The sequence below is a fragment of the Pleurocapsa sp. PCC 7319 genome (genome assembly GCF_000332195.1).
Taxonomy (GTDB): Bacteria; Cyanobacteriota; Cyanobacteriia; order Cyanobacteriales; family Xenococcaceae; genus Waterburya.
Genome location: NZ_KB235922.1, coordinates 3,820,729 through 3,834,286, shown reverse-complemented (window position 1 = coordinate 3,834,286; position 13,558 = coordinate 3,820,729). Strand labels below are relative to the sequence as shown.

At 39.1% G+C, this 13,558-nt stretch carries 8 protein-coding genes; 3 read left to right on the top strand and 5 right to left on the bottom strand.

Annotated features, from left to right (window positions below):
• Positions 1-58: 58 nt before the first annotated feature.
• A complete protein-coding gene (locus tag PLEUR7319_RS0121425; protein WP_019507282.1) occupies positions 59-2,650 on the top strand; it encodes an EAL domain-containing protein in 2,592 nt (863 codons plus the stop codon).
• A 30-nt stretch (positions 2,651-2,680) separates the two neighbouring features.
• On the opposite strand, the gene PLEUR7319_RS0121420 is transcribed toward PLEUR7319_RS0121425, so the two are convergent.
• Both PLEUR7319_RS0121420 and PLEUR7319_RS0121415 read right to left on the bottom strand, forming a co-directional pair.
• Positions 2,681-3,394 (bottom strand): Crp/Fnr family transcriptional regulator, encoded by a 714-nt coding sequence (locus PLEUR7319_RS0121420; protein WP_019507281.1) that lies wholly within the window; start codon positions 3,392-3,394, stop codon positions 2,681-2,683.
• A gap of 93 nt (positions 3,395-3,487) precedes the next feature.
• Positions 3,488-4,879: an RNA-guided endonuclease TnpB family protein gene (locus tag PLEUR7319_RS0121415; protein ID WP_026102685.1), complete on the bottom strand. Its 1,392-nt coding sequence runs from the start codon at positions 4,877-4,879 to the stop codon at positions 3,488-3,490.
• A gap of 56 nt (positions 4,880-4,935) precedes the next feature.
• On the opposite strand from PLEUR7319_RS0121415, the gene tnpA reads away from it, so the two are divergent.
• Positions 4,936-5,424: an IS200/IS605 family transposase gene (gene tnpA / locus PLEUR7319_RS0121410; RefSeq protein WP_019507279.1), complete on the top strand. Its 489-nt coding sequence runs from the start codon at positions 4,936-4,938 to the stop codon at positions 5,422-5,424.
• A gap of 78 nt (positions 5,425-5,502) precedes the next feature.
• Here tnpA and PLEUR7319_RS41410 read toward each other — a convergent pair whose 3' ends face one another.
• A complete protein-coding gene (locus PLEUR7319_RS41410) occupies positions 5,503-5,661 on the bottom strand; it encodes a hypothetical protein (protein ID WP_158441869.1) in 159 nt (52 codons plus the stop codon).
• Positions 5,662-5,741: 80 nt separating this feature from the next.
• Here PLEUR7319_RS41410 and PLEUR7319_RS0121405 point away from each other — a divergent pair, with 80 nt between their 5' ends.
• Positions 5,742-6,746: a zinc-binding dehydrogenase gene (locus tag PLEUR7319_RS0121405; RefSeq protein WP_019507278.1), complete on the top strand. Its 1,005-nt coding sequence runs from the start codon at positions 5,742-5,744 to the stop codon at positions 6,744-6,746.
• 295 nt (positions 6,747-7,041) lie between these two features.
• On the opposite strand, the gene PLEUR7319_RS0121400 is transcribed toward PLEUR7319_RS0121405, so the two are convergent.
• Entirely contained in the window at positions 7,042-7,512 is a 471-nt protein-coding gene (locus tag PLEUR7319_RS0121400; protein ID WP_019507277.1) for a TM2 domain-containing protein, read from the bottom strand.
• Positions 7,513-7,771: 259 nt separating this feature from the next.
• Complete coding sequence (locus PLEUR7319_RS0121395) at positions 7,772-13,486, bottom strand: translocation/assembly module TamB domain-containing protein (RefSeq protein ID WP_144054354.1); 5,715 nt, start codon at positions 13,484-13,486, stop codon at positions 7,772-7,774.
• Positions 13,487-13,558: the final 72 nt, after the last annotated feature.

Sequence of the window (13,558 nt, the reverse complement as noted above, 5' to 3'; positions counted from 1 at the left end):
TATTCTGCTACATGGTTTTTGAGCGGTGCTGGTGTTGATAAAAGTTTCAACTGAATAAATGGTTAAAGTAACTTTAATTGATGCTAAGAGCAATATGGATCAACAATATAACCTAGATAAGACGATGGATAGTTTAGCTCAGTTACACCATGTGTTAGTAATTGAAGATCCCTCTTTTGAAAGGGAGATTCCCCTCGATGGTGCTACTTATTCTATTGGTCGCCATTCAAGTAATGATATTGTTCTTTCTTGTCAAAAAACTTCTCGTAATCACGCTACTTTACTTAGAAGAACAGATGCAAAAACGAATAAGTATTCTTATTGGATCTTAGATGGAGATTTGCAAGGGAATAGAAGTCGTAATGGAATTTATATCAATGGTAAGAAGAGCTTAGTTCATGAACTAAAACACGGAGATGTGATCCAATTTAGTGGAGATGCTCAGGCTAGATATCAAATCTCTATTAGCCAAGCAGATCAAAACTCCCCCGCTAATTATAAGAACGATAATGCTACCAGGCTGGAAGTAAGTAAAAATACTCTCACTAATAAAGATACAATTGTTGCTTCACCTCCAGAGGCTCTCCATACTGGCAAATCTTGGGAATCTTCACATCAAACTTCCCTTGGTGAATTGAGTTTTCAGCCAATTATCGAAATAGATTTATCAGGAAATATCACCTATATAAATTCGGCTGGTCTGATTCACTTTAAAGATATCTATCATCAAAAGCTCAACCATCCTTTATTTGAGAACCTAATTTTTGAATATCAAAATCAAGATAAAAATATTATCACTAGAGAAGTTAAGGTTGGCGATCGGGTTTTTCTGCAAAATGCTCACTATTTACCAGATAATCAAGCAATTATAAATTTCATAGTAGATATAACTCAGCAAAAGAATTTAGAAACTAAACTTGAACACAAAACAGCACTTTACAATAGCATAGTTCAACAAATCTCTGAAGGAATTATTATTGTTGATATAGCTACTAAAAAAATCATTGAAGTAAATTCTGCTTGTAGCGATTTGTTAGGATATTCTGCCACAGAAATGCTGCAAATGAATATATATGAGCTAAGTTGCGAATCGGAGAAACTGTCAGCAGTTTTACAGAGAGTTATCACTGAAAAAAATAGCTTTTGGGGAGAGTGCCTATTACGTCATCATAATAGCAATATAGTCAAAGCTCAGGTCAAAATTGACTCTATTAATTCTGGTTTAAGCGAAAAAATTTGTCTAGTCATACATGAACTGACTGAACGCCAACATCTTCCAGAAAATGCTAGCAATATCTTGGGGATTGACTTATCCAAGAGAGACGTATTTAATCAACAATTACTGACGGCGATCGCCAATGCTAGAAGAAGCGAAAAACTGTTAGCAGTGATGTTTTGTAATATTGATTTTCTACCTGATATTCGCGCTACGATTGGCATTCAGAAAAGTAACCAATTTTTAGCCAATTTAGGTCAAAGATTAAGTACCTGTTTGCGTTCTGGAGATACAGTGGTTCATTGGCAAGAAGGTAAGTTTGCTCTACTAATGCCTCAAATTAGTGGTGTAGAAGAAGTAGCCCGAATAAATCAACGAATTCAAAAATCTATCAAGCAATCTTTTAAAATTGGTGACACCTATGCTACCGCCAACACCACTATTGGTATTGCCATTTACCCTCAAGATGGCGCTAATGAAGAAATTCTCTTAGCTAATGCCAATACAGCACTAGATCGTGCTCACCAAAATAAAAGCAGTTATCAATTTTATGATGCTGCCATGAATACCCAGGCATTAGTATCCCTAGAATTAGAAGCTTTGCTGCAAAAAGCTCTAGAACGAGAAGAATTTAGGCTGTATTATCAACCCCAGATCAATATAGATACCGGAAAACTAGAAGCAATTGAGGCTTTATTACGTTGGGAACATCCAGAGTTAGGCTTAGTCGCTCCTAATAATTTTATTAAAGCAGCCGAGAAAACTAAACTTATTGTGCCGATTGGAGAATGGACAATCCGCACAGCCTGTAACCAGAATAAAGCATGGCAATCCCAGGGATTACCTGCATCAAAAATGACAGTGAGTTTATCTTCTGCTCAATTTCAACAGCCCGATTTAGTACAAAAAATTGGCGCAATATTGTCAGAAACCGGTTTAGAATCTAATTTATTAGAATTAGAAATTAGTGCAGACAGTTTGATTCAAAATATTGAACATAGTCAGCATCTTCTTCAGCAATTACATGCCTTAGGAATACATATTGCTGTTGATGATTTTACTGCTGGCTTTTCTTACCTGGAAAATCTTAAACAATTTCCTTTAAGTACTTTAAAAATAGATCGCTCTTTAGTTGAACAATTAACTGATAACCCTAAGGATGTGGCGATTATTGCAGCATTAATAGAATTAGGCAAAGGATTCAATCTTAGGGTAGTGGCTGAAGGAGTGGAAACCCAAGCACAAATTGATTTATTGCGTAGTTTAAATTGTCAACATATGCAAGGTTTTTGGTTTGGTCGACCTCTAGCTGCGGAAGAGGCAAGTAAATTACTTCCGTTTAATTATCACGACGACGAATCTAAACAAACTTTAGAACAAATGGTAGAAACTTTAGAACAAGAACCTTCCGATGTAAATGGTAATCAAAATTAATTCACATTAGGCGTTTTAGAGAGCTATTAGCTAAGGTTTAGATCGGATTTTACTTACCTCTTCTAATTTTCCCCAATCTCGAATAATAATTGTTCCGCCTCTTCGATAAATCACCGTTCCTGGCAATTTTTTAAACAAACGCACACATTCTTCGTAGGTAATACCAATACTGCGAGCAATTTGATAGTAGGGCAATTTTAGATTCAAACAATCTCCTTCTTTTGTTGTGTGAGTGCCATAGCGATCGCGATAATATTCAATTAATCTGACTAAACGCATTATTGCCCGTTCAGAAATTAGTCCGTGTACTGTATTGTGGAGTTGTTGTAGTCTTTGATTAAATACTTCTAGTATTCTTAAACTAATTTCTGGTGAGTGAGAGATCGCTTTTAATAAAGCTTCGCGGTTGATCGTTAATATTTGCGATTCTACTTGACAGATTACCGTTGCGGGGGACAATCCGTTGCCAAAAATAGCTGGTGCGGCAAAGAGTTCTCCTGCTGGAATGAGTCGCACGACTGTTTCTTTACCACTGTCAGCAATTTTTTTGATTTCCAGTCTACCCGTAATTAGAGCATGAAGTTGTTGCGGGATGTGATCGCCTTCTTGCATTACTATCTCATCTGATTGATATTCTCGAACACAACTATAGGGAATAAGACTTTCTAGTTGGGTGGAAACTAAATCTTTAAAGATGGAAATTTGTTTTAATTGAGCGATCGACGAGCAACCTTTGACAATCATTATTAATTCATGCAATCAAGCCCACTAAAGACTATTTAAACCGAGAATAGATTTCTCGATCAAATAAATCACGAATTTTCTTCGGTGATGTACCTACACTGACCCTTCGGGTACAGATGTAGGCTTCTCCAAATCCCGAAGGACAGAGAGAACTTGCTTCAAGGTACTATTAGTAGTAGATGCGACTATTACTGGATTCCCTTTACGCCGTTTTAAAGTTGGAAACACATCCAGTCCAACCCTCTTGGTATTTATTCCAGCCGAGATGTCTCGGTCTACCAAAAGTTGATATTCTTCATCCCAATATTCTCTGATGCTGCAATCGGTAAAAACAAATTCATCTTTGTACGGCAGCAATTGAGATGTGTATTGTGGATTAACAGGTATTACCAAAGCACCAGCTTTCTCGGCTTTGAACTTCAGTATGTTGAAAAACTGACCAAAGGCAGCATCAGCCCAAGACTTATTTAGTCCTGATTTAGCTGACTGTCCATTAGGTAAAAACTTACCCGTCTCATCAGTTTTAACTTTATTCCTCCGACTCAACCCAGCAAGATTGAGTTGTTCATGAAAGAAAACTTTTTTGCCAGTATTAAGGAGAGCCTGGGCAGTATTGTAGGCATGATCTTTTCTAGCTCTCGCTATTTGCTGATGTAGCTTGGCTTCGCGCTTCGCCAGCTTACGACGAGATTTACTACCTCGTTTTTTTGTAGATTTACGCGCCTGAATCTTGGCTAGTTTGCCTTGAGATTTCCGAAATGACTTAAGACTAGGTAATTTAACGCCTTCGCTCGTAGCCAAATAGTCATTTTCATGAAGAACAGCGTCCATGCCCAATGAGTTATCCCAAGTAGGAGTAATATCGGGCTGGAAATCAGGAACAGAATCGTCTTGTAATCTTAGGTTGATGTACCAACCATCGACTTTCTTGATTACCTGAGCTTGCTTTAATGTTGCACCATCAACCAGTTGTCTATGATGTCGCACCTTGACCATACCTATTTTTGGCAAATTAATATGCAGCCATTTACCACCAACAGAACAAGAATGAAGCTTTACCCCGCTCATAACCATCGATCTGAAACGTACGCTTATTTTGAATCTTGGTTTGCCCGAACGCTTACCGTTTTTGTCTCCCGATACGAAACGACTGAAAGCTAGTTTCACCCGTTTGCACACCTCTTGCAGAGTCTGTGAGGGAACAGAATTGAAGTCCAACAATTCACCACTCCAGCCAACAGAAACCAAATCTTTTTTGATTATTGGTAGCTGCTTTTTTTGCCCATAATATTCAGGTTTTTCTTTTAACTGTGGCAAATGACAGATTAATGGGCATCGGTCAGTGTAGCTACGATTCTTCGACCACCAATCAAACCTTTCTCTCAGTTGGCGGTTGTACCAGTACCGACAGATACGAAGCCAGTCATTAAGGACAAGCTTTTGTTCTGTAGTTGGTCTTAGTCGGTACTGGTAGTTGTATAGCAAAATTAGAGTTGTTTATTCTGATACACTGATATTAACATATTTATCTCCACCTATTCATGAAGAAAGATTTTGTATCAAGAGGGCGTTCTGTATCTGATTTAAAAGCTCATTTAGTTTTAACAACCAAATACAGACGTAAAGTTTTGACTGCGCCAATGATAGATAGGCTTCATGAAATCTGGGAATCTTTGTTGGATAAATTTGACGGCAAAATCGTTGAGTTCAACGCAGAGAGTGACCACGCACACTTGCTTTTTCAATACCACCCAGAAATACAATTAAGCAAACTGGTTAATAGCCTTAAAAGTATTTCTAGTCGTAAGCTGAGGCAAGAATTTTTACCAGAACTAGAGAAAACATACTATAAAAAGAAAGTGGTTTGGGATAGTAGCTACTTTCTCGCGTCATGTGGTGGAGTTACTATTTCAACACTGAGAAAATATATAGAAAATCAAGATTCTCCTATAGCTAGTCTATTACTGGCGATTCATCCCACACTCATTGCTGTCGTAATAGAGATGTGGGGCTTCTCGCCAACTAGCTAACTCTGGTTCGTTTTCTATATGATTAATATATAGCAATACGAACTTTTATTAGGACACTCATTACTCGTTACTCGTTACTCACCCTTCGGGAGGTGCCCTAAAGGACTTCCTTCGGTCGCGCATTCCCTTGCCTAGATAACGCTCCTGGGTAAACGCCTTACGTCGCCCTAAAGGACATTGTGCCCTTGTGGTATACCGCTCCGCATAACGCGGGGTCGCACCTTTACTTACGAGCAATCAAATAAATTTGTCCTAACGTAACTTTGTACGGATATATATCACTGTGTTCTGCAATTATCATCAATCAGGAGAAAAATATGACAGCTATCAAAAGTCGGGAAATTCGGTTAATCTCTCGTCCCGAGGGAATGCCCACGAAGGATAACTTTGACCTGGTTCAAACCGAACTAGAGCCACTACAAGATCGGCAGGTGCTGGTGCGTAACCTTTATATGTCGGTCGATCCATACATGCGCGGTCGTATGAATGAGGAAAAATCCTATATTCCGCCGTTTGAGTTAGGTGAGCCCCTTACAGGTGCAGCAGTAGGCGAAGTGATCGAGTCACGCACGCAAGATTTCCAACCAGGTGATATTGTTACATCTAACTTTGGTTGGCGAGAATACTTCATCGCTGCACCCCAGGATTTGCATCGAGTCGAGCAGGAAATTCAACCACTTTCGATTTACCTCGGTGCTTTAGGGTCAACTGGCATGACCGCTTGGGTAGGATTAAATTTAGTCGAGGTCAAGGCGGACGACATAGTTTTCATTTCGGGCGCGGCTGGGGCGGTTGGAAGTGTAGCTGGACAACTGGCAAAAATACGGGGATGTAAAGTTATAGGAACTGCTGGTTCATCGTCAAAGATTGAATATCTTAAGGAATACTGTGGATTTGATGAAGCTTTTAATTACAAAAGCGGTTCTGTCCTCGAAAAGCTAGAATCGGCTGCGCCAGATGGAATTGATGTCTACTTCGATAATGTAGGTGGCGAGATGCTCGAAGCTGCTCTTTCAGTTTTACGGACGCATGGTCGAATCATCGCCTGTGGCAGTATTGCAAGCTATAACGCGACCGAGCCACCGTCTGCACCGCATAATCTTCCTAATATGACTACCAAACGATTAACGATGAAAGGCTTAATTGTTAGTGATTGGCTCGATCACCAGAGTGAATTTGAACGGGAAGTGGGCGGTTATGTCCAAGCTGGTAAACTAAAAAGTAAAGAAACAGTGGTGACTGGGATTGACCAAGCTGTTAGCGCATTCATCGGTCTGTTTGAAGGCAAAAATATTGGCAAGATGGTGGTAAAGTTGAAATAGCCCTAGACGGTGAAAATTAGAGAGTCATACAAAACTTCAAATCAAGAATAAGCACAGTAACAATTGATTGCGGAAATCCTGAATATTTAGACTCAAAAATATCTAGCCCTGAGACTTTTAATGGTGATTTACCAAAAAGCTCTAAAGTTTATCCTAGTTCAACCAAGTAATAAATCGTATTGATATCTAGAGAAAAAACTCGATTTACTACTTGGTTTTTAACCCTACAAGTTATGCAAAAAAGATCTTTTTGTAATAATTATCTATACTTTTCTTAAAGGCAAGTCTACTAGATTTAAACATCAAAATAGTATCTGACTGCACCAGTTTTTTCATCGTTATCTATATGAGCTAATCCTTGCTTGAGAGCATTTTGTAATAAGCTTTCAACTTTTTCTATGGGTAATTCAGTTGCCAGCATTGCCTGTCCTACAGACAAAACATTATTTTGTGCTGCTGCTGCCTTAAGTAAAACTAACATGGGGTCAGTATCTTCCTTTTTGACCAAAGTTACCTTAGGAGCTTCTGCGTGGGATTTAACAGTAGCTTCATATAGAAGATATAGATTTCTCTCTCTGGTCATACCAGGGATAAGAAACAAATCAACAAATTGACCAATACCAAAAAAACCTAGGGTAAAAAAGTAGAGCAAACCACTTGTTACCTTACCCGTATAGAAACGATGGATGCCAAAAAATCCCAAAAAACCACAGGCCCATAAAATATAGGCAATTCCAGGATCAACCTCTTGTCTTTTCTGGTTCATGTTAAAAAATCAGATTAATGATATCTACTATATTTTTATTATAGGCATTGCGTTTTTAAATTATGCATGGTTATTACAATATTAAAAGATTAGCAATACCAACTAGTGAAAAAATAAAACTTACGTTTAATATGATTTAAAAAAGGTTGTTAATCAAAAACTGATAGAGAATAGCGGATAGTTAAAAGAGTTGAAATTAACAAGGCTAACTTGTATAAAGTGTAACTTTTTCTTTAGAGTGAAAATTAAACTTAACTACTTAAAATCTTGATTCAAATTCAATTAGTGCCCTGCTACCTTTGCTTTCAAAATTAGTTGAGCCCCTAATAACAAAATTATTATTGAGCCGATAGCGTAACCCAAACTGAGCAGGAATATCAACATTAAGAATTTTCAGTATCGAAAAAGAAAAATTATCAATTAAGTCAAAAGCAATCTCCCCTGCCAATCCATCACGACTACCATCATCTGGATTTTCTTCATCTTCAATAATTTGGGTCGGAAATAGACGTAATTCACCGATAGGAAAAGCGTTATTAAATTCAGAATTTAAACTACCAAACAGTGCTGAACCAGCTAGACTAGCTAATCCTAAGGTACTATTGCTATTGGCTAAGTTTTCCACGAATCCGCCCCCTAATAAGGCGACAATTTCTGCTTGGCTACGGGGAGGACTACTGGTCAGTTCAATTTTATTAGTAATTTGGCTCGTAAGTCCCTTAACTTTCGCCGAAACTCTGACAGTTTCTAAAGTTCCTATATTAGAGACATCAGGTCTTTCTGTGGGCAAAACCTCACTGGGAATATTTCTACCTGTAGTTTCTAGGGCCGAACCAACTAATAATACATCTAAAAAGGGATCGAGGAGATTGTTACTAGAAAAACGAGCCGTATTTTGATAGTCTCGTGATAAATTTAGCTGAGTAGTAAACAGATTAACTTGACCTCGTTGTAGATTGATTGTCCCTTCAGGACTAGGTTGTAGAAAAGTTCCATTGACATTTAAAGCTCCAGTAGCCAAAAAAGTAAAAATTGGTGGTTGGCTGATTTGAATATCTTCCCCTAATCTTAGTTTCAGGTTTTTGTACTGAGTGACTGCCGCGATTCCTTGATCGGTTTGACCGCTACGTCTACTGATGGCATTAATCTCCTGCGTTTTATTATTTACTACCTCATCCTCACCCGTAGGAGCTTCACTATCCAACAAAACAGTACCGTCAAAAAGAGTGAGATTTCCAGAAATATTTGGTTCAGTTGCTTTACCTAAAATCTTTAGTTTGCCTTTAATACCTCCATTATAAAGTTTGGGAATATCAACACTAATATCATTCAAATTAACTGTCAGAGGATCGGCTGCTACCCCATTAGTAAAAGGAATAGTACCCGCTGCTAAAATTTCACCTCCACCAAAGCTCCCTCGCAAACGATCAACACGAATATTATCGAGATCAAAAAAGACTTGACTATTGATATTAGTAAATGGATTCTTGGGTAAGCTTTTGGCGGTAATCGTGGCATTGGCAATTGTAGCCTTCCCCTGAGCTACTAGCTGCCGGGGAAAAGTTTGATTGGCTTCGAGAATACCAGAGATATCAAGGACAATTTCTCCTTTGCCATCCATCCACTTAAGTTCTCCTCCAGAAAAGATATCCAACAGAGCCAAGCCTCTGTCTTTGACGCTTAATTGTAGCTCTAAGCGATCGCTATCTGGTTTAACTTGGGCAAAAGGCAGTTGATAGGGAATATTACCTGTTATAGTAAGAGGCTCGGCATTTTCGGCAATAACACTACTGGCAGAGAAGTCTAAGCGAGCATCATTATAATTAAAGCTACCTTTAGTAGACTGAATTGAAGTTTGGTTGAGGGATGCATTGTCAATTCTAATTTCTCCTCTAGCTTGAGGATCGTCTTTCGAGCCGGCAATACTAGCAGTTGCATTAATTAATCCGCCGAAAGCAAAATCTGAGGGTAAGGAAAAGAGTTGCTCAATTAATTTAACTGGAACTTCTACTAGTCTAAATTGTCCCGATTGAGTTTCTCCGCCAAACGTACCTGTAAATAAAAGGGTAGAAGATGAATCTAGATTCTTATTTTTTTGAGGTTGAACAGTTGCATCTTGAAACTGAATCGAAACTGGCAACAGGGTTAATATTCCTTCTTTGAGATTGCCTCTAGCGATAATTTGTTGACTAATTAGATTCCCCCAACGCCACTGTTCCCCAAGAAATTCAAATTCTGAATTTAATCCCCTATCTAAAGAACCAGATACATTCACTTGACCATCAAAAGTTCCCCTTAAGTTTTTGATTGGTGGGATTAAAGCTGTTTGTCGCTGTTGCTCAACGGAGGTTAACCAAGCTTGAATTGCTGATAACAATTGCAACTGTTCCATAATTTGAGCATCTTTTAATCCCACATTAAATAGGGGTGGTTGATTTGGTGGCGTGGTGGACTGGTATAAATCCGCTGAATTTCCATAGTTGCGATCGCTAAAAATACGATTAAAGTCTGCCAATTCAAAAATTTGCAGAGCGATTAAAATATCTTGAACCTGCCCCCCTACAATGGAAACTTGGCCATCAACTTCGATATCGTCTGGTTTTTGAATTAAGTTACCTTCTAACTGATAAATACTATTTCTTTGCTTAAATGTCGCATCTTGAATAGCAAAGTAACCGTCGGCAAATTGAAAATTTCCTTGAAGACGATCACCCCTAATACTGGCAAAGGTAGGCGAATCGACGACCACATTTTCTCCTGAGGTTGCCAGAGTATTGAGATTAAAAACAAAGTCTCCAGAAAGCTGACCGTCTATAGGTTGAACGGCAACATTTTCTGGTACTTCAAAATCATCACTTTTGAGGGCAATGGTTTTCAGCAATTTCACAGGAATATTTTGCGTGGTAATTTCGACTATTTCTCGTTTGCCTATCCCCGTTACAGCAAGATCATCATGAGCGATCGCAAATGCTACTGGGGAGAAATTAGAATCTAGTACCAATTCGATCTTATCTTGAGACTTAGATCCCGAAACCGTATCTTTGCTGGAGGGAGAGAAAGCAGAAAACGTCAAAACTTCTTTTAATTCAAGCTTGGCTCCTTTTATGGGAGATACTTGTACCTTTCCTGCCAGTAAAGGGTCAAAATCGATATTTTCTACCCTAAAATTTCTTAAACCCAAGTCGCCATTTATTTCCATGGCAGATGGAACACCACTAATTTGTCCTGAAAAATCACCTCTACCTGAATAGTCAAGATTAGTTGCCCAGCTAGGAAGAGTTAAACGCAACTTTCTAATATCGATCCATTGTGCTTGGGAGACATCAAACTCAAAGTAGTCTACTGCTGCCAATTTATCGGGAATATCACTAAAAAATGACTCGTCTAGTTTAATATAACCCTGGGCATCTAAGTCATCACCCTTGGCTTGCAATACATCTAATCGTTTGCCATCCCATACTACTTCTGCTCCAAAGGACTGTTCCAAGAGATCGATTCCTTGGCTAAAGTTAACTTTACCTTTAGCAGCCACTGCCGTAGGACTTAGGTTATCTACCTTACCAGTTACCTCTAACTGTCCTCCTAATTCCCCGTTAAGTTCTAGATCGTCGGAATTAGGATCGGCAAAGAGACTTAAATCCACCCCTCGGGGAATTACTTGAGCTTTAAATTGACCATTGGCGATCGCTAATTCTTCTGCGGCAAAAACTCCTTCTGGCAGAGTTAAACTGCCATGTCCCTTAGCTTTAATCCCTTCAGGTGTAATATCATCTGTAGTTCCGGCTAACTTGATCTTGCCATTGACTAACCCAGCAAACTGATCGGGAGTAGTGGAACTCAATTCTTTTAGTTGGAGATCGATTCCTTGAGCATTTGCTGTCCAATTTTGCTCAACTATTTTTAAGTCATTTACTTTAACTTTGCCTTGTGCCAGGGCTAAATCTCCAAAACCATTAATCAAAGTTCGAGGTTGAGCATCATCAGGAATATTTCCCGTAAGATAAAAATCACCACTGAGATTGTCGTTAAATTCATCAGGCAAATCGGGAAACAAACGCTGTAATTTTAAATTCTTGGTTTTAGCATCTGCCTGCCAATGACCATCAGCTATTTTAATTTTGGGTATAGGTATCTTACCCCCTACAGTACTTAAATTTGCTTTACCACGAGCCTTAACTTGATTCAAATTACTCAGATCTTTGGTACCTGAGACATCAAACACACCATTAACCAAGCCTTTAGCAATAGTGGGAGCACTGCCCTTACCAAAAGGCAAACTGCCAAACTCTACCCCTGATGAGGTTAGCTTAGATGACCAAACACTATTACCATAATTAAGTTTATCTACCTGAACCATGCCATTACCTAAAGGAAAACGAGCCTCCCCAGCTCGTAAACGCAGGGTTGATAAGTCTCCAGCTTGGGCAGATAGTTGAGTTTGACCAGAAATCAAACCCAGATCTACAGGTAACTTGTTATTGTAGCTACGGGCGATCGCCTTCCCAGAAACATTGGTCGCCCAGATATTAAAAGCTAGATTTTGTAGTCCATCTAACTGGAGTTTTCCGTTTCCCTCAAATTTTCCTCCAGACCGAGGTAAGCTAGTAAATTGATTGACGGATAAGGTTGAACCCACTAATTCTAAATCAGCATCAATTTGCTTAAAATCCAACTTATCGATGCGACTAGAGCCAGTAGTAGCAAGATCTAACTTGATTAAAGGATTTTCCAACTCTCCTCGAACTGCTACATCTCCTCTTATTTTGCCTTTAAGTGGTACAGGAGCCTCTAATTCTAAAGCATCGAGGGCTTTGGTAAAGGTTACTGGTTTTACCTGAGCATTAATTTGATAATTTCCCGACTCAGCCAAATCAAGTGAACCAGAAGCTAGCCCCAATATTTCACCAAAATTAGTCCTTATCTTGTCAAGCTCAATTTTTGATCCCTGAAAGTGCATCTTGCCATTACTCTTACTGAAGGGTTGTACTAGTTCAGGAATTTGCAGACTAACATCGTCTAAGTCTAAGGAGCCATTTAACTCGGGGATCGGAGCATCAGTTAGAGTAACACCGAGCTTGCCGTTAATTTTGCCCTGCTCCAATTCAATTGGCAATGCTAGTAAATTACTTACTTCAGACGCTTCTAGCCGTCGCGCTACCAAAGTTAAATCAATTATGCCTGTCTCGTTATATCCTTGACCATCAACAGTAAATCTACCACCTTCAACTAATTTGGCAGTAGCATCAAACTTGATTGTTTGGTCATCATTAGTAGGACGGACAATCAGTTTATCCAATTTGGCCCTAACAGGGGGGTTTAATTGCTTTTGCTCGGAATTATAGGCAACTAATGTCAGATTACCTCGGTGAAGTCGAATTGACTGTACCTCAACTTGTATTCCTCCTCCTGAATCATCCTCTGAACCAAAATCGGTGGGAGTCCACAGTTTAGATTCGTCTTGCTCAATATAGACATCAGGTTTAATCAAAATAATGTCTATTTTAAGTTTGCGCTTACGTAAAAAGTAAAGTGGTGCCAAGTTTACCTTCACTTTTTTTACTTTGACAAAATCGGGATTATCAGTAGTAGCAGGTAGGGCGCTTCTGCCAAAACTCGCGCCGATGGGAGAGATTGCTTTTAGGTCTCCCAATTCTAAGGGGCGATGAAGATAATTCCCCGCTTCCTTTTCAATCAAAGGAATTAATTTGTGCTGTACAAACTGCCAACCATAAATTAAACCACCCCCAGCACTACCTAAAAGTAAAATAGCTATGATAAAAATTAATTTACGCCAACAACCTCCAGGAGCTATTATTGGCTTGCCTAAGCGAGCACTTTTTGAAGAGTTATCCCCAGGAATTACTTGACGCTCGCCTCTGGCGGTGGGCGAAGCCCAATCAGCTCTGCTGGTGCGCGGAGGGATATCGCCATTATTAGCTTGTCTATCTGAATTGTGATCAGAATCTTGGTTCATCTTAGGGTTATAGTCTGTGGCTGAAGATGCCAATAATACGAGCGAGAATTATTTCCAATCTAGCTCAGGTTT